11 protein-coding genes are annotated in these 15,306 nt (G+C 63.1%); 5 read left to right on the forward strand and 6 right to left on the reverse strand.

Going from position 1 to position 15,306, the window contains the following annotated elements:
* Positions 1-177: 177 nt before the first annotated feature.
* The 3 genes from ACCD05_RS05620 to ACCD05_RS05630 all read right to left on the reverse strand — a co-directional run bounded on the left by ACCD05_RS05620 (position 178) and on the right by ACCD05_RS05630 (position 3,308).
* Positions 178-1,266 (reverse strand): YcjF family protein, encoded by a 1,089-nt coding sequence (locus tag ACCD05_RS05620; RefSeq protein ID WP_413391558.1) that lies wholly within the window; start codon positions 1,264-1,266, stop codon positions 178-180.
* A complete protein-coding gene (locus ACCD05_RS05625; RefSeq protein WP_209233601.1) occupies positions 1,263-2,738 on the reverse strand; it encodes a YcjX family protein in 1,476 nt (491 codons plus the stop codon). The genes ACCD05_RS05620 and ACCD05_RS05625 overlap by 4 nt, the downstream gene beginning before the upstream one ends.
* 72 nt (positions 2,739-2,810) lie before the next feature.
* Positions 2,811-3,308 (reverse strand): SixA phosphatase family protein, encoded by a 498-nt coding sequence (locus ACCD05_RS05630; RefSeq protein WP_047512219.1) that lies wholly within the window; start codon positions 3,306-3,308, stop codon positions 2,811-2,813.
* A 274-nt stretch (positions 3,309-3,582) separates the two neighbouring features.
* Here ACCD05_RS05630 and dksA point away from each other — a divergent pair, with 274 nt between their 5' ends.
* On the forward strand, positions 3,583-4,002 hold the full coding sequence (dksA, locus tag ACCD05_RS05635) for an RNA polymerase-binding protein DksA (RefSeq protein WP_018900535.1): 420 nt from the start codon (positions 3,583-3,585) through the stop codon (positions 4,000-4,002).
* 89 nt (positions 4,003-4,091) lie between these two features.
* On the opposite strand, the gene ACCD05_RS05640 is transcribed toward dksA, so the two are convergent.
* Complete coding sequence (locus tag ACCD05_RS05640) at positions 4,092-5,192, reverse strand: flagellar biosynthetic protein FliO (protein ID WP_413391561.1); 1,101 nt, start codon at positions 5,190-5,192, stop codon at positions 4,092-4,094.
* A gap of 284 nt (positions 5,193-5,476) precedes the next feature.
* Between ACCD05_RS05640 and cckA the strand changes: the two genes are divergently transcribed.
* Positions 5,477-8,077: a cell cycle histidine kinase CckA gene (gene cckA / locus ACCD05_RS05645; protein ID WP_413391563.1), complete on the forward strand. Its 2,601-nt coding sequence runs from the start codon at positions 5,477-5,479 to the stop codon at positions 8,075-8,077.
* Between the two features lie 201 nt (positions 8,078-8,278).
* Here the strand turns inward: cckA and ACCD05_RS05650 are convergent, their stop codons facing one another.
* Positions 8,279-9,205 (reverse strand): pseudouridine-5'-phosphate glycosidase, encoded by a 927-nt coding sequence (locus ACCD05_RS05650; RefSeq protein ID WP_413391565.1) that lies wholly within the window; start codon positions 9,203-9,205, stop codon positions 8,279-8,281.
* Positions 9,206-9,233: 28 nt separating this feature from the next.
* Positions 9,234-10,178 carry a carbohydrate kinase family protein gene (locus ACCD05_RS05655; RefSeq protein WP_413391567.1) on the reverse strand — a complete coding sequence of 315 codons (945 nt, stop codon included), beginning with the start codon at positions 10,176-10,178 and terminating at the stop codon, positions 9,234-9,236.
* Positions 10,179-10,418: 240 nt separating this feature from the next.
* On the opposite strand from ACCD05_RS05655, the gene recA reads away from it, so the two are divergent.
* The 3 genes from recA (at position 10,419) to ACCD05_RS05670 (ending at position 15,301) form a co-directional block, all read left to right on the forward strand.
* A complete protein-coding gene (recA, locus tag ACCD05_RS05660; protein WP_026283682.1) occupies positions 10,419-11,495 on the forward strand; it encodes a recombinase RecA in 1,077 nt (358 codons plus the stop codon).
* 156 nt (positions 11,496-11,651) lie between these two features.
* A complete protein-coding gene (alaS, locus tag ACCD05_RS05665; protein WP_413391569.1) occupies positions 11,652-14,312 on the forward strand; it encodes an alanine--tRNA ligase in 2,661 nt (886 codons plus the stop codon).
* Positions 14,313-14,449: 137 nt separating this feature from the next.
* Entirely contained in the window at positions 14,450-15,301 is an 852-nt protein-coding gene (locus ACCD05_RS05670) for an AraC family transcriptional regulator (RefSeq protein ID WP_413391571.1), read from the forward strand.
* Positions 15,302-15,306 lie beyond the last annotated feature (5 nt).

The following is a 15,306-nucleotide window of genomic DNA, read 5'->3' on the forward strand; positions in this document are numbered from 1 at the left end:
TAACTGGTGCCAAGTTTTGCCGAAAAATGGTTAATGCTTGGTTTCTAATGGGTCGAAAACGGCGCGTCTGCGGGCTTTTCGGTGCCGGACGCGTGCTTGCCTATCTCACGTAAGCTATTGAATCTCATCGGATTCTTGAAATAGACTGTTCGGAGCGAATGGTTTACGGATCTCGGCTCAATTGCGCCCGTTGCTATCACTCTTCGTCATCGACGGCGTGAGATCGCCGATGAAGTCACCGATTCCCGGGCGCTTCAGCGCGCGGAACGCCAGCGGACGGCAGAGGTCCATGGCGGCGATGCCGATACGGGCGGTCATCAGGCCGTTGATCACGCCTTCGCCGAGACGCGCCGAGAGCCTGGATGCCAGGCCATGGCCGAGAACCTGCTGGACGAGGCTGTCGCCGACGGCGATCGAGCCGGTGACGGCGAGATGGGCGAGAACGTCGCGCATCAGCCGCAGCATGCCGAAGGTGCCGGGCCGGCCGCCGTAGAGATCGGCCATGGCGCGGATGAGCTTGGCGGCCTCATAGAGAACGTAGAGCAGGTCGACGATGGCGCGCGGGCTGACGGCGGTGACGACCGAGACGCGTTTGGAGGCGTTGAGGATGAGGCTGCGGGCCTGGCGGTCGAGTGGGGTAAGCAGTTCGCGCTCTGCGAGTGCCACCAGGTGCGGGGCGTCGATGATATCGGTTTCGGCCGCCTTCAGCGTGGCGCGGCCGCGCGCGGTCTCGGGCTTGTTGGATAGCAGGTGCTCAAGGCTCTTGACGAGCGCGCGCGCCTTGGCGGGTTTGGTCTCGAGGATTGCAGCTTCCGCCTCGGCCTTGATCGTTTGCACCGCCGCCAGCCGCATCATGCCCGCCGTTTCCCTTACGACCATGGCGATGACAGCAAGGATGCCGATGCCGACCGCGGCAAGCGCGGTGTAGCCCAGCCAATCGGCGCGGCTGAAGAGGTTGCGGATCAGGCTGTCGGTCCAGAGCCCGAAGGCGAGCGAGAACAGCACGCCAAAAGCACCAAGCGCGATCTTGCCGAAGGAGGTGCTGCGTTTGCGAGGCTGGGCGACGGGCAGGGCCGGGAGGTCCTTGTCCGGATTGATAAAGGGATCGTCCTCGTCTGGTGTCAGCGTTATCTCGCCTGAGAAGGCGGCCGGCTTGCGGGGCTCCGGCGTTCGGCCGGTTTTGGCCTCCGGTTGCTCGCGTTCGTCCTCATAGGCAAAGGCGGCCGGCGCGCGGCTCGGGTGCTGGTCGGCGGGCGGCTTGATCATGCGAGGCGATCTCCAAACAGAAACTGCATGGCCCGGTCGAGCCGGATATGCGGCACCGACAGCTTGATACCTCCGCCGGTCTCCTCAAGGCTCGGCGGGCGAAAGCGGACGACGTTCACGTCGGGCAGTTGCACATTCTCGTCGCCCGATTCGATGCTTGCGAACAGGGCGGAAGGGTCTTCGGGCAGGTCGCCGGGGAAGATCGCGGTCTTGCGGATGCCGTCGAAGGTTTCGCCTGAGATCGTCTCACCCTCGATCGGCGTGCCGACGATGACGGGCAGTTCGTGACCGTCGCGCTTGACCGTCGCCTCGCGCGTTGCCCGCACCGAGGCAAGCGCCATGACGTCGATGCCGGCGCCCGCCATGCCGATGCGCTGAATGGCACGGTCGACGAGGCGACGTGTCAAAGCGTCGAGACGGTGGTGGCTTTCGTGATGCAGGTGATCGGCCTTTGTGGCGGCGACGAGAACGCGGTCGATGCGGCGCCCTAGCAGCGACGACAGCAGCGAGTTCGTGCCGGGGCGGAAGCACGCGAGAACATCGGTCAGTGCGCGCTCGAGATCCTGCACGGCCTCGGGGCCGCGATTGATTGCCTGCAGTGCATCGACGAGGACGATCTGGCGGTCGATGCGGGAGAAGTGCTCGCGGAAGAACGGCTTGACGACCACGGACTTGTAGGCCTCGTAGCGCCGTTCCATCATCGCCCAGAGCGACCCCTTTTCGGGCTTGCCGGTCGGCGGCAGCACCAGCGGTGCGAAGGTCAGCGCCGGCGAGCCGTCGAGATCGCCGGGGAGGAGAAAGCGGCCTGGCGGCAGCGTCGACAACGAGCGCTCATCGGCCTTGCAGGCCTTGAGGTAATCGGCGAAGGCAGTGGCGAGCTCGCGGGCGCGCATTTCGTCCGCCGGGGCGGCGATGTCGCAATCGTCGGTCAGCGCCAGCCATGGCCTGGAGAGCTCGGTACGGATGCCGGTGCGGGCCAGCGCGATCGTCTCTTCGCTGAAGGTGCGGTAGTCCTTGGCCAGCAGTGGCAGGTCGAGCAGCCATTCGCCGGGATAATCGACGATGTCGATCGAGAGCCTTCCCGGCGAGAAAAAGCGGCTCCAGCCGCTGGCGCTCTGGTAATCGATGGTCAGGCGAAGCTCTGAGATTGCGCGTGTGGAATCGGGCCAGATGCGGTCTTTCACCAGCGCCTTGATGTGATCCTCATACTGGAAGCGCGGCACGCTATCGTCGGGCTGCTCTTCGAGCCGGACGGCGGAGACGCGGCCCGACTGGACGGCCTCGAACAGGGGCAGGCGGCCGCCATGCAGCAGGTTATGGACCAGCGAGGAGATGAAAACCGTCTTGCCCGCCCGCGACAGGCCGGTGACGCCTAGGCGGATCGTCGGGTTGACGAGGCCGGAGGCGCGGTCCGACAGGGTGTCGAAGGCGATGCGCGCGTCGTCGGTGAAGGATGTCATGCTTGGCGGCAAGGCGAAATTCCGATTGCTGGTAGACGCCATATAGGAACCGGCACGCCGAAGAAAAAGAAGGTTGCGCGCCTGTCAGTCGATCATGAAGTCGATCAGGCGCCAGTTGTTGCGGCCCTGGTCGAAATCGAGCACGGCCAGACCACCCGGCGGAAAGCCGTTCGGCAGCGCCTGCGCCAGCAGCTGGTGGCCGATCAGCGCTTCGAGCGTCTGCTCGATGACGGGATTGTGGCCGACGAGCATGACGGCGCCCATATCCTGCTGCGCGCCGAGAATATCGAGATAGATTTCGGGCGTGGCGTTATAAAGCGCGTCGACGAAGCGGATATCGAGGTTTTCGCCCATCGCGCGGTGCACGGCGTCCGCCGTCTGGCGGCAGCGTATGGCGGTGGAGCTGACGACGAGATCCGGCTTGTAGCTTTTATCGGCCGCGTTCTCGGCCAGGATCTCGGCTGCGGCATAACCGCGCTCGCTCAGCGGGCGGTCGAAATCGCTCTGGCCGGGGGCGGGAAATGCCGCTTCGGCGTGTCTCAAAAGATAAATCCGGGAAGGTGGCGGCACGATTGCGGTCATCGGAAAGTCCCCGGTCGATTGATCTATTTCAGTAGCGCCAGCCCGGTGTCCTCGTCAACCGGCGAGCGGAATCCAGTGGGCAAGTTGCACAGGCCCTGCTACTTCAGCTGGCAAGCTGAAACGGTGGCTTTAAAAAATAGTGACGTAAAAATAGCCTGTTAGCTCAAAATTGTGACAGATTTAAAAATGTGTTTACCTAGCGGATTGGGCTTGAATCGGACGCCGTGGTCGGGATATACAGCCGCCAGATGAGATGTTCTTCAGGAGAATCGCGTTGAGTGAGAAGATCGATCTTAGCAAATACGTGCCCTCGGAAGAGGAAGAGTTCATGAACGGTAACCAGCGCGCCTATTTCAGGGCGAAGCTGATTGCCTGGAAGAACGACATCCTCAGAGAGGCGCGCGAAACCCTCGAGCATCTTGCCGAGGAAAGCGCAAACCATCCGGATCTCGCCGACAGAGCGTCGTCCGAGACGGACAGAGCCATCGAGCTGCGCGCCCGTGACCGCCAGAGAAAGCTGATATCCAAGATCGACGCCGCACTGCAGCGTATTGAGGAAGGCACTTACGGCTATTGCGAGGAAACCGGTGAACCGATCGGCCTCAAGCGTCTCGACGCTCGCCCGATCGCAACGCTGTCCATCGAAGCGCAAGAACGCCACGAGCGTCGTGAAAAAGTCTACCGGGACGAATAATCCCGGTTACATCACAAACTAAAAAAGGCACCGCCATCGCGCGGTGCCTTTTTTGTTTGCATGAAAGGGGCGGCCGTTGCCGCCGCCGGTCATTTGTCGCGATTGACGCTCATTTCGCCGAAGATGCGGGCCACCTCGTTTTGAAGGGCGGCGTCGGCGCCTGTGATCGGAGCCATCTCGGGATCGCGGCGCGGCATGTTGGAGGGCGCGGGGCGAGCAGGCGCGCTCTGTACTGGCGGTGCATTGTGCATGGGAGCATTATGCGCTGCCATTGGGCGCTCGGCCGCCAGATTGCTCGTCATTTCCTCTTCGAGCACACGCTGGAAATCGCTAGGCTGTGCCGAGGGAGCCGGGCGAGCGACGGGCTGGAACGCTGCTGGCTGCGGCGTTGGTGCCTGTGGTGCCGGCGGATAGAGGTCGACACGCTGCGGCGGCGTAGGCGGGCTCATCACCTGCGGCTCGATCCTCTGCGGGGTCAGGACGCGCTGGCGCGCGGAATCGAGAATATCGACGGCTTCGGCCGTTTCGATCGGCGCAGGCTCAGGCCGCGAGAATACGGGAGGCTGCGGGCGCGGCGCGACTGGCGTGGGCGCTATCGATAACGGCGCGACTGGCACGGGCACAGGGCGCGGCGCGGGTTCGATCTCGGGCTCGAAGACCTGATGCTGTGGTGCCGGTGGCGGCGCGATCGGTGGGGTGTCGAGACGCTCGGCGCTTGGCGCGAACTCTTCGATCGGCGACAGGCCGCGCGTTGGGGCCGGGCGCGATGCCGGCGGGACGATGACCGCGGGCTCCGGTTCAGCCACGGCGGATGTCATCACAGGCTCAGCAGGCCGCTCGCTGGGGGCGGCCGGCTGCGGTGCTTCCGGGCGTGCCGGCTCGCTGATGGCCTCGACCTGCCCATCCGGCAGGATGCGGCTTTCGATGACGATATCGGAGGGGCCGCCGATCATGATCAGATGTTCGACATCGTCGCGGCGCACCAGCACGAGGCGGCGGCGGGCGTCGACTGCTGCGGCGTCGAGAACCTGAAGACGTGGCTGGCGGTTGCGGCCGCCGCGAACGAAGGGCGAGGATGCCCGGTTGCGCATGATCCAGAGGACCGCGACAAGCAGCAGCAGGGCGATGGCCACGCCGCCCGCGGCAATGATGAAGCGGCTGCCATAAGATTCCATGATGCCATCGAACATAGTCACGTACTCCTTTGCGGCGTTCAACCACATGACGACTTTTAAGCTTCCTAGACAAGGGGGAGGCGGCTTGTCCAGTCACCGAAAGGTGCGACGCAATGTCTGTGGAACGTCTCAATCTACATTTAACGGCAAAACTGGCGCTGTAGCTTGTGAATTCAATCACTCTTCATGGAGTGTGGTGTTTTTGGCGGGGCAGCAAATTGCTAAGAAGGAAGAGGCGCCTGATTCCTGCTTCGTCTGTTAGTCACGAATGAAGGCCGGCGGGCAATGCGAGGAAGTACATGACGAAATCCCGTCAGGCCGACAATTTTAGCGAACCGCTCGTGGACCGTGGAGGGCGCGCGGGAACGGCCGTGCGGATCCTGCTTCTGGCGCTGGTGCTGATCGGCGTCGCCGCCGCCTTCGTGGTGTTCAAAACCTCGCTCGACAACGAGATGGTGCTCGGCGTTCTCGGCGTGCTGGCCATGGTCGGCATCTTCTTCCTGGTGTCGTCGATTATCGGCTTCATCGAGGTGATGCCGCAGCGCCAGTCCGACAGCCTTGCCCGCGCCTTTCTCAACAGCCACCCCGACGGATCACTGATCACCGACGAGAAGGGCCGCATCGTCTACGCCAATGCCGCCTATGGCGCGCTAACCGGCGCGCGTAAGCCGACTGAGGTCCAGACGCTGGAAGCGCTTCTGTCGCGCCACCGCGAATCCAACGAGGCGCTCTACCGGCTCTCCAACGGGCTGCGCGAGGGCCGCGAGGGGCGCGAGGAGTTCCGGCTGCTGCGCGCGCTCGGGCCATCGCCGAACGGTTCCGGCGCCCATTGGTACCGGCTGAAGGCGCGTATCCTGCAGAGCGAGGAGAGCGGCGGCCGGCCGCTGCATATCTGGCAGATCAGCGACATCACGTCGGAGCGCGACGACCAGGAGCGGTTCTTCAAGGAACTGCAGAACGCCATCGATTATCTCGACCACGCGCCTGCCGGCTTCTTTTCGGCGGGCCGCAAGGGCGAGATCTTCTATCTCAACGCGACGCTTGCCGAGTGGCTGGGGATCGACCTCACCAAGTTCATTCCCGGCTCGATGACGATCGGCGACATGGTGGCCGGCGAGGGGCTGGCGCTGATCCAATCCGTGCAGGCCGATCCCGGTCTACAGAAGACGGTAACGCTCGATCTCGACCTGAAGAAATCGAACGGCCAGGGCGTTCCGGTGCAGATCGTTCACAGCGTCACCTCGATGCGCGATGGCGCACCCGGCGAAAGCCGCTCGATCGTGCTCACGCGGCGCGACAGCACGGCTGGCGATCAGTCGGCGTCGGCTGCATCGATGCGTTTCACGCGCTTCTTCAACAATACACCGATGGCGATCGCCTCCGTCGATGGCGACGGCCGCATCCTCAGGACCAATGCGCCGTTCCTGAAACTCTTCTCCGGCATCGTTTCGCGCGATGACGTCGAGAACGGCGCGCTGTTCGAGACCATCGTGCAGGATGTCGACAAGCCGAGGCTGCAAGGCGCGCTTGCCGCCGCCAAGGACCGGCAGGGCGACATTCCGCCGCTCGATTCCAAGACGCAGGCCGACGACAACAGGCATTTCCGCTTCTATGTCAACGCCGTCATCGACCAGAGCGACGAAGCGCCGGAAGAGGCGGCGATCGTCTATGCTGTCGAGGTGACCGAGCAGAAGGCGCTCGAGGCGCAGATGGCGCAGACGCAGAAGATGAATGCCGTGGGCACGCTCGCCGGCGGCATCGCGCACGATTTCAACAACGTTCTCACCGCCATCCTTTTGTCGTCCGACCACCTGCTGCTGCAGGCGCGGCCGGCCGATCCTGGTTTCGCGGATCTGATGGAGATCAAGCGCAACGCCAACCGCGCCGCCGTGCTGGTGCGCCAGCTGCTTGCCTTCTCGCGCAAGCAGACGATGCGACCGAGCGTGCTCAACCTCACCGACGTCGTCGGCGACTTGAGGATGCTGGTCGACCGGCTGCTGTCGGGCACCAATGTCAAGCTCGACGTCGAATACGGGCGCGATCTCTGGCCAGTGAAGACCGACCTGTCGCAGTTCGAGCAGGTGCTGATCAACCTCTGCGTCAATGCGCGCGACGCGATGCCGGAGGGCGGCAAGCTGACGGTGCGCACGAAGAACGCGACGGCCGCCGAGGTCGCTGCCTTCAATTACTCCTACATGCCGCATGAGGACATGGTTCTGGTCGAGGTGTCCGACAACGGCACCGGCATCGCGCCTGAGATCATGGACAAGATCTTCGAGCCCTTCTTCACCACCAAGGAGGTGGGCAAGGGTACGGGTCTTGGGCTCGCGATGGTCTACGGCATCGTCAAGCAATCCGGCGGCTACATCCAGCCGGAATCGGAAGTCGGCAAGGGCACGACCTTCCGTGTCTTCCTGCCGCGTCACATCGTCGAGCCGGCAATCGCGGCCGAAGCCGATGCGGTCACGCCGAGCGCGGACAACGTCGTTGCCCTGTCGCCGGCGAAGGCGGAGCAGCCGGAGGATCTGACGGGATCTGCGGTCATCCTCCTGGTCGAAGACGAGGAGGCGGTGCGCCGCGGCGGCAAGCGCATGCTGGAGACGCGCGGCTATACGGTGCACGAAGCGGGATCGGGTGTCGAAGCGCTCGACATCATGGACGAGCTCGATGGCAAGGTGGATATCGTCGTCTCCGACGTCGTCATGCCTGAAATGGACGGGCCGTCGCTGTTGCGCGAACTGCGCAAGAAATATCCTGATCTGAAGTTCATCTTCGTCTCGGGCTATGCCGAGGACGCATTCGCCCGCAACCTGCCGCCAGAGTCCAAGTTCGGCTTCCTGCCGAAGCCGTTCTCGCTGAAGCAGCTGGCTGTGGTGGTCAAGGAGACGCTTGAGGGGTGAGGTGAGGCGGGGCCGTTTGCGGCGTTGTGCCGTAGGGGTTCCCTGTATAAGGGCGTGCCGTGTGAGCCCCCCTCTGTCCTGCCGGACATCTCCCCCACAAGGAGGGAGATTAGCTGGAGGCGACCGCTCGCTCCAATCTTATGATTTGGCGAAGGCCGCTGGATGAATGGGGCATGCCGTGGCGGCACACCCCATCAAATATCAGGCGTTGAGCGCAACCGCGATCTCACCGGCAAGCCGCGCGTTGTTTTCCACCAGTGCGATATTGGTCTTCAGGCTCTGGCCGTCGGTCAGGTCGAAGATGGTGCTCAGCAGGTAAGGCGTGACCGCCTTGCCGGAGATTTCGTCGCGTTCAGCGCTGTCGAGCGCGCGCTGAATGTAGATTTCCATCTCTTCGGCTGGGATCTCGTCGGCTTCGGGCACCGGATTGGCGATCAGCATGCCGCCGTCGATGCCGAGCTGTTCGCGTACCGTCTGGAAGTTGGCGATGGCCGCCGGGCTGTTCAGCGTCAGCGGGCTGCGCAGGCCGGAGGAGCGCGACCAGAAGGCTGGGAATTCTTCGCTCTCGTAGGTGACCACGGGAACGCCAGCGGTTTCCAGCACTTCCAGTGTCTTCGGCACATCGAGGATCGCCTTGGCGCCGGCGCAGACGACGATGACGCCGGTGCGGGCAAGTTCTTCGAGGTCGGCGGAGATGTCGAAGCTCTCTTCCGCACCGCGATGCACGCCGCCGATGCCGCCAGTCGCGAAGACCTTGATGCCGGCGCGTTCGGCGGCGATCATCGTGGCGGCGACCGTGGTGGCGCCATGGCGGCGCTCGGCAATCGCGAAGGCGAGGTCGGCGCGCGAGACTTTCAGCACATCCTTGGCCTTGGCCAGCTGCTCAAGCTCTTCGGCTTCAAGCCCGATGTGGAGCGTGCCGTGGATGACGGCGATCGTGGCGGGGACCGCACCCTGCTCACGGATGATCGATTCGACGCTGCGGGCCATCTCGATATTCCCGGGGTAGGGCATGCCGTGGGTGATGATCGTCGATTCGAGCGCCACGATCGGCGCGCCGCGCTGCTTGGCGCTCGCCACTTCCTTGGAATAGGTGATCGGCAGCTTGGGAGAGAGAGTGTTCGTCATCGGATCTTCCATTTCGTCTGATTGGGGTTCAATGCAGAATTCTCGCCGGCGGGACAAGAGCCAGAGCCTGTTTCAGCAGATCGGCGGAGAGATTTTCGTTCACCGCGTTGGGCGACTGGACCGTCAACGCTGCGGCGGCCGCACCCTCGCGGATGGCTTCGCTCATCGGCAAACCGCGCAAAAGTGCTGCGATAACGCCCGAAGCAAGAGAATCGCCGGCGCCGGTCACGTCGGACACATGCTCGACATTGGCCGGCTGCAGCGCCGCCACTTGGCCGGCGGAAAAGGCGATCAGCTCACGCTGTCCCCGGGTGACGACACCGCCCCTGAGGCCGATATCACCGAGCAGTGATGGCCAGTGGATGGCGTTTTCCGGCCGCTCGCCGGTCAGCGCGGTGGCCTCGGCCTCGTTGAGGAAGAGGTAGTCGATCTCCTGCATGCAGGCCTTCAGCTTCACCGCCTTTGCCGGCGAGATGGCGATCGCCGCCACCGGCTTGCCGAGCGCCTTGGCGCGGGTTGTGATCGAGACCAGCGTTTCCTCCGGCAGGTTGGCATCGAAGAGGATCATGTCGGTCGACGAAAACGCGTCGCGCACCGAGCGGATCGACAGGCGGCGCGGCACGAACATGCGGTAGAGATCCATGTCGGCCAGCGCGATCACCAGATTGCCGTCGCGCTCGATGATGGCGGTATAGCTCGGGGTCTTGCGGTCGAGAAAGATGAAGGGGCGGTCGTTGACGCCGGCGAGATCAGCGGCTTCGCTCACCATCTCGCCGGTCGGATCGCCGCCGCGCGGCGAGATCATGGTGACGTCGAAGCCGAGGCGGGCGAGGTTGCGGGCCGCGTTGAAGCCTCCGCCGCCTGCTTCCTCGAACCAGGAGCCAGGGTTGCTGGCGCCATCGGCGGTGGCGCCCGATATGCGGCCGCGGCGATCGACATGGGCACCGCCAAGCACGAGAATCTTCTTGCTCATCTCATCGCTCCGAAATGCCGTCTTGGCCGAATCGAGCGGCCTCCGGAAGCGCGGTCAGCCGCCGTCCAGGTGCTGTAAGCTCTTGCTTTGCATGGATAAAACAAATGTAGAACACAGGCCGTTTTACCTCTTTCTTTCAATGCTTTGAACGGCACTTGCGCGATGAGAACAAATGCGGTACAAAATCGACATCGGCGGCGACATTGCTTGAGCGGCTTCAATAACCTAAAGGTGGATCGAATGTCACAGAATACATTGCGGCTTGTAGAGGACAAATCGGTGGACAAAAGCAAGGCACTTGAAGCGGCACTCTCACAGATCGAGCGGTCGTTCGGCAAGGGCTCTATCATGAAGCTCGGCTCGAATGAGGGCGTGGTCGAGATCGAGACCGTTTCGACGGGCTCTCTCGGACTGGATATCGCACTCGGGATCGGCGGTCTTCCGAAGGGACGTATCATCGAGGTTTACGGGCCGGAAAGCTCGGGTAAGACGACGTTGGCGCTGCAGACGATCGCGGAAGCCCAGAAGAAGGGCGGCATCTGCGCCTTCGTCGACGCCGAACACGCGCTTGATCCTGTCTATGCCCGCAAGCTGGGCGTCGATCTGCACAATCTGCTGATCTCGCAGCCGGATACCGGCGAGCAGGCACTCGAAATCACGGACACGCTGGTGCGCTCCGGCGCCGTCGACGTGCTGGTCGTGGACTCGGTCGCGGCGCTTACGCCGCGCGCCGAAATCGAAGGCGAAATGGGCGACAGCCTTCCGGGTCTGCAGGCGCGACTGATGAGCCAGGCGCTGCGCAAGCTGACGGCCTCGATCTCGAAGTCGAAGACCATGGTCATCTTCATCAACCAGATCCGCATGAAGATCGGCGTCATGTTCGGTTCGCCGGAAACGACTACTGGTGGTAACGCGCTGAAGTTCTATGCCTCGGTTCGCCTCGACATCCGCCGCATCGGCGCCGTCAAGGAGCGCGAAGAGGTGATCGGCAACCAGACGCGCGTCAAGGTCGTCAAGAACAAGATGGCGCCTCCCTTCAAGCAGGTCGAATTCGACATCATGTATGGCGAAGGCGTATCGAAGACCGGCGAGCTGGTCGACCTCGGCGTCAAGGCCGGGATCGTCGAGAAGTCGGGCGCCTGGTTCTCCTATAACAGCCAGCGTCTCGGCCAGGGCCGCGAGAACGCCAAGACCTTCCTGCGCGACAATCCGGAACTGATGCGCGAGATCGAAACCTCGATCCGCCAGAATGCCGGCCTGATCGCCGATCAGCTGCAGAATGGCGGCCCCGACGCCAACGATTCCGACGGCGAATAAGCCTCGATCCAGGATTGAATAGTTCAAAGCCGGCTGCATTCCTTGATCAGAATGCAGCCGGTTTTGTTTGTCTGCTGGACAGTGGTTAACGTCAGCGATAAAAGCCACTGAATTTTCAAGATTTGACCTGCCTTGGGCAGCACTGAAGGGCATAGCATGAGCGGTGTGAACGAAATCCGGTCGACCTTCCTCGACTACTTCAAGAAGAACGGCCACGAGATCGTTTCATCGAGCCCGCTGGTGCCGCGCAACGACCCGACGCTGATGTTCACGAACGCCGGCATGGTGCAGTTCAAGAACGTTTTCACCGGTCTCGAGCAGCGCCCCTACAAGACGGCGTCGACCGCGCAGAAGTGCGTGCGCGCTGGCGGCAAGCATAACGACCTCGACAATGTCGGCTATACCGCGCGTCACCATACCTTCTTCGAGATGCTCGGCAATTTCTCCTTTGGTGATTACTTCAAGGAGCAGGCGATCGAGCATGCCTGGACGCTGATCACCAAGGAATTCGGCATCGACGCCAAGCGTCTGCTGGTCACTGTCTATCACACCGACGACGAAGCCTTTAATCTCTGGAAGAAGATCGCGGGCCTCTCCGACGACAAGATCATCCGCATCCCGACCAGCGACAATTTCTGGGCGATGGGTGACACCGGCCCGTGCGGCCCCTGTTCGGAAATCTTCTACGATCACGGCGACCACATCTGGGGCGGCCCTCCCGGCTCGCCGGAAGAGGATGGCGATCGCTTCATCGAGATCTGGAACCTCGTCTTCATGCAGTACGAGCAGATCACCAAGGAAGAGCGCATCGACCTGCCGCGTCCGTCGATCGACACCGGCATGGGTCTCGAGCGTATCGCAGCCCTGCTGCAGGGCAAGCACGACAACTACGACATCGACCTCTTCCGCGCGCTGATCTCGGCGTCGGAGGAAGCAACCGGCGTCAAGGCCGAGGGTGAGCAGCGCGCCAGCCATCGCGTCATCGCCGATCACCTGCGCTCGTCCGCCTTCCTGATCGCCGACGGCGTTTTGCCGTCCGCCGAGGGCCGCGGTTACGTGCTTCGTCGCATCATGCGCCGCGCCATGCGCCATGCCGAACTGCTCGGCGCGCGTGAGCCGCTGATGTGGAAGCTTTTGCCTGCGCTGATCCAGCAGATGGGCCGCGCCTATCCGGAACTGGTGCGCGCGGAAGCCCTGATCACCGAGACGCTGAAGCTTGAGGAAACCAAGTTCCGCACGACGCTGAAGCGTGGCCTGTCGCTTCTGTCGGATGCTACCACCACGCTCGGCAAGGGCGACATGCTCGACGGCGAGACCGCCTTCAAGCTCTACGACACCTACGGCTTCCCGCTCGACCTGACGCAGGACGCGCTGCGCGCCCGCGAAATCAACGTCGATCTCGCCGGATTCACCGACGCCATGGAGCGCCAGAAGGCAGAGGCACGCTCGCATTGGGCAGGCTCCGGCGACAAGGCGACCGAGACGATCTGGTTCGAGCTGCGCGACAAGCACGGCGCCACCGAATTCCTCGGCTATGACACCGAAACCGCCGAAGGCGTTGTCCAGGCGATCGTCAAGGACGGTTCTGCTGTCGGCGAAGCGGCCAAGGGCGACAAGGTGCAGATCGTCGTCAACCAGACGCCTTTCTACGGCGAATCCGGTGGCCAGATGGGCGATGCGGGCGTGATCTCATCCGATAACGCCAAGATCGAAATCACCGATACGCAAAAGCGCGGCGAGGGCCTGTTCGTTCACACGGGCACTGTCGTCGAGGGCACGGTCAAGGCCGGCGATGCCGTGGCATTGACCGTCGATCACGCCCGCCGCTCGCATATCCGCGCCAACCACTCGGCGACGCACCTGCTGCATGAAGCACTGCGCGAAGTGCTCGGCACCCATGTGGCCCAGAAGGGCTCGCTGGTCACGCCGGATCGCCTGCGCTTCGACGTCTCGCATCCGAAGCCGATGACGGCGGAAGAGCTCAAGGTGGTCGAGGATATGGCCAACGAGATCATTCTGCAGAATTCGCCGGTCACGACCCGCCTGATGAGCGTCGACGACGCCCGTGCCGAAGGCGCCATGGCGCTGTTCGGCGAAAAATACGGCGACGAGGTTCGCGTCGTCTCCATGGGCCAGGGGCTGCATGGGGCGAAGACAGGCAAGCCTTATTCGATCGAACTCTGCGGCGGCACGCATGTGTCGGCGACCGGTGACATCGGCCTCGTGCGCATTCTCGGCGACAGCGCCGTCAGCTCCGGCGTTCGCCGCCTGGAAGCCGTCACCGGTGAGGCGGCTCGTGCCTATCTCGCCGAGCAGGACGAGCGGGTGAAGGCGCTCGCGACCTCGCTCAAGGTTCAGCCGGCCGACGTGCTGACGCGCGTCGAAGCGCTGATGGACGAGCGCCGCAAGCTCGAGAAGGAACTGGCGGACGCCAAGCGCAAGCTTGCCATGGGCGGCGGGCAGGGCGCCTCGGAAGAGTCCGTGCGCGATATCGGCGGCGTCAAGTTCCTCGGCAAGGCCATCTCCGGCGTCGATCCGAAGGACCTGAAGGGTCTCGCCGACGACGGCAAGGCGAGCCTCGGCTCCGGCGTCGTGACGCTGATCGGCGTCTCCGATGACGGCAAGGCCAGCGCCGTGGTCGCGGTCACCGCTGATCTCGTCGGTCGTTTCAGCGCCGTCGATCTGGTGCGCGTTGCATCCGCCGCGCTCGGCGGCAAGGGCGGCGGCGGCCGTCCGGACATGGCGCAGGCCGGCGGTCCGGATGGATCGAAGGCTGACGAGGCGCTCGAGGCCGTGGCGGCTGCGCTGGCTGGCTGAACGGCCTTTTCTTGATTGAATTTCGAAAGGCGGGTGCTTCGAGTGCCCGCCTTTTTCTTTTGCGCCGGCAACTCAGCAGGATTTGTCAAATCGCGTTATGTTTGTCTGCAGCCGGTCAACTGGCATGAGGTTTCGACATGAACGGCACCACGGCATGGGCACTCTATGAAAGCCGCCTGAGGCGGGTTTCGGCCTATATCCATGATCATCTCGATGAAGAGCTGGACATGGATACGCTCGCCGAGATTGCCTGCATGTCGAGCTATCACTGGCACCGGATCTATCGCGCGGTCCATGGAGAGACGCTGGCGGCGACCGTCAAGCGGCTGAGATTGCATCGCGCGGCGGGCGATATCGTCCGTTCGGATCTCGGTATCGGGGAAATTGCCAGGCGATCCGGCTATCCCAACCTCCAGTCTTTCAACCGCATTTTCAAATCGGTCTACGGCATGCCGCCGGCCCGTTATCGGAAAGAGGGAAGCCACACGGAGTTCCAACCCTCACCTAACGGAAGGACCAAAGCCATGTTCAACGTTACCTTACGGAAGATCGAGCCGGTCGCGCTTGTCGGCGTGCGTCACAAGGGCTCGTATATGCAGATCAGCAAGGCGTTCGAGGTTCTCTTCGGCACGCTCTACGCGCGCGGGCTGGCGAGGCCCGATATGCGGATGATCGGCGTCTATTTCGACGATCCCGATCTGGTGCCGGCCGAAGAGCTTCGCTCCATCGCCTGTGTCTCAGTCGAAGGCGAGATTAAGGTCGAAGCACCGCTCGAACCCATCACGCTCGACGGCGGGGAGTATGCGGTGCTCAGACACAAGGGACCCTATGCAGATATGCACAAGGCCTATCAGTGGCTGTTTTCCGAATGGCTGCCGACCTCGGGTCGGCAGCTGCGCGATGGGCTGATGTTCGAGGACTACCTCAACAATCCGCGCGACGTGCCGCCGACGGAGTTGGTCACCGAGATCTACATGCCCCTTATCTGAAACTG

The sequence above is a fragment of the Rhizobium sp. Rhizsp42 genome, assembly GCF_047304155.1.
Taxonomy (GTDB): Bacteria; Pseudomonadota; Alphaproteobacteria; order Rhizobiales; family Rhizobiaceae; genus Rhizobium.

Coding starts and splice junctions, on each gene's coding strand:
- ACCD05_RS05620 (WP_413391558.1), bottom strand. CDS start 1,266: ATGATCAAGCCGCCCGCCGACCAGCACCCGAGCCGCGCGCCGGCCGCC.
- ACCD05_RS05630 (WP_047512219.1), bottom strand. CDS start 3,308: ATGACCGCAATCGTGCCGCCACCTTCCCGGATTTATCTTTTGAGACAC.
- ACCD05_RS05640 (WP_413391561.1), bottom strand. CDS start 5,192: ATGTTCGATGGCATCATGGAATCTTATGGCAGCCGCTTCATCATTGCC.
- cckA (WP_413391563.1), top strand. CDS start 5,477: ATGACGAAATCCCGTCAGGCCGACAATTTTAGCGAACCGCTCGTGGAC.
- ACCD05_RS05650 (WP_413391565.1), bottom strand. CDS start 9,205: ATGACGAACACTCTCTCTCCCAAGCTGCCGATCACCTATTCCAAGGAA.
- ACCD05_RS05655 (WP_413391567.1), bottom strand. CDS start 10,178: ATGAGCAAGAAGATTCTCGTGCTTGGCGGTGCCCATGTCGATCGCCGC.
- recA (WP_026283682.1), top strand. CDS start 10,419: ATGTCACAGAATACATTGCGGCTTGTAGAGGACAAATCGGTGGACAAA.
- alaS (WP_413391569.1), top strand. CDS start 11,652: ATGAGCGGTGTGAACGAAATCCGGTCGACCTTCCTCGACTACTTCAAG.
- ACCD05_RS05670 (WP_413391571.1), top strand. CDS start 14,450: ATGAACGGCACCACGGCATGGGCACTCTATGAAAGCCGCCTGAGGCGG.